This window comes from Streptomyces sp. NPDC037389, from assembly GCF_040636475.1.
GTDB classification, from domain to species: Bacteria; Actinomycetota; Actinomycetes; order Streptomycetales; family Streptomycetaceae; genus Streptomyces; species Streptomyces hesseae.
On the sequence record NZ_JBEZUS010000048.1, the window covers coordinates 1 to 1,706 of the forward strand.

General features: G+C 70.2%; 2 protein-coding genes. Both read right to left on the reverse strand.

Translation table 11 applies throughout. The features are described from left to right. Nucleotides 1-81: 81 nt before the first annotated feature. Nucleotides 82-570 carry a phage holin family protein gene (locus AB0E98_RS33595; protein ID WP_030404233.1) on the reverse strand — a complete coding sequence of 163 codons (489 nt, stop codon included), beginning with the start codon at nt 568-570 and terminating at the stop codon, nt 82-84. A gap of 64 nt (nt 571-634) precedes the next feature. Further along, the coding region (locus AB0E98_RS33600) for a Na+/H+ antiporter NhaA (protein WP_361710278.1) at nt 635-1,706 on the reverse strand (1,072 nt) is incomplete at its 5' end.

The following is a 1,706-nucleotide window of genomic DNA, read 5'->3' on the forward strand; positions in this document are numbered from 1 at the left end:
GTCCGCCCGGGATGCCGAGCCGGACGACCGACGTGGGGTGCTGCGCCGAGGGGGATTGCCCCGAAGGGGTGGTGGAGCCCGTCATGAGGACGAGCGTGCCACAGCCTCGATCGCCTCGGGGGACCGGTCCGCGGGCAGTTCCGGACGCGGGTGCGGCTTGGCGTTCTGGAGCACGCCGGCCGTCTGCTTCACCGAGGCGGCCACCTTCTGCGGTCCGCGGCCCTTCTTGGCCTTCTTCGCGAAGACGATGCCGATCAGCGCGAGGAGGCCCGCGACCAGCACATTGGCCGCGAAGGACAGCAGGAAGCAGACCGCGAGGTTCCAGTGGCTCCAGGTGCGGATGCCGTAGGCCAGCGCGAAGCTCAGCATCGGCAGCGAGAACAGCAGGACCAGGCCCGCGGCGGACAGGGCGCCACCGCTGGTCACCCCGCGCTTGACGTCCGTCTTGAGCTGCGCCTTCGCCAGCGCGATCTCGTCGTGCACGAGCGCCGACATTTCGGTGGTCGCCGAGGCGAACAGCTCGCCGATGCTGCGTTCGGTGCCGACCGGGCTGCCGTCGGGTGCGCTCATCGCGGTCTCCCTCTTCTGCTGGCTCGTCTGAGTACGGTTCCGTCTTTTGTACCGTCTCGTCAGATCATGCCGGACGGTCGTCCTCCTCGCCTGCCCCGCCCGTCACTTCGGCAAGCCGCGCCGACTGCATCTCCTCGGCGATCCGGCGGTGCTCGGCGGCCTTCTTCTCGTGGACGGCGGCCATGCGCAGGTGGTACGCGGGGTCGTCCTCCTCGTAGACGTCGGGGACACCGCTGAAGTCGTCGTCGCGCTCCTCCTCCGCGACCATCCCCCGGTACTTCGCGTTCCGTACCTTCAGCAGTACCGTCGCCAGCGCCGCCGCGATCAGCGATCCGCACAGGACGGCGGCCTTGACCTCGTCGGTCATCGCCGCGTCGCCGTCGAAGGCCAGCTCGCCGATGAGCAGGGAGACGGTGAACCCGATGCCGGCCAGGGTGGCCACCGCGAACACGTCCGCCCAGGCCAGGTCCTCGCTGAGCGACGCCTTGGTGAAGCGGGACGTCAGCCAGGTGCCGCCGAAGATGCCCAGCGTCTTGCCGAGGACGAGTCCGAGCACCACACCGAGGGTCTCCGGCTTGGTGAACACGTCGGCCAGAGCCCCGCCCGAGACGGCCACCCCCGCGCTGAACAGGGCGAACAGCGGCACGGCCAGACCGGCCGACAGGGGACGCACGAGGTGCTCGATGTGCTCGCCGGGGGAGTGGTCCTCGCCCTCGCGCGTGTGGCAGCGCAGCATGAGGCCCATCGCGACACCGGCGATGGTGGCGTGGATGCCGCTGTTGTACATCAGGCCCCAGATCACCAGGCCGAGCGGGACGTACACGTACCAGCCGCGTACGCCCTTGCGCAGCAGCAGCCAGAACACGACGAGGCCGGCGACCGCGCCGCCCAGCGCGGCGAAGTTCAGGGTGTCGGTGAAGAAGACCGCGATGATCAGGATCGCGAACAGGTCGTCGACGACGGCGAGCGTCAGCAGGAAGGCGCGCAGGGCGCTCGGCAGCGACGTGCCGATGACGGCGAGCACGGCGAGCGCGAAAGCGATGTCGGTGGCCGTCGGCACGGCCCAGCCGGACAGGGAACCGCCGCCGGCGGTGGCGGTGACGGTGTAGACGACCGCCGGTACGGCCATGCCGCAC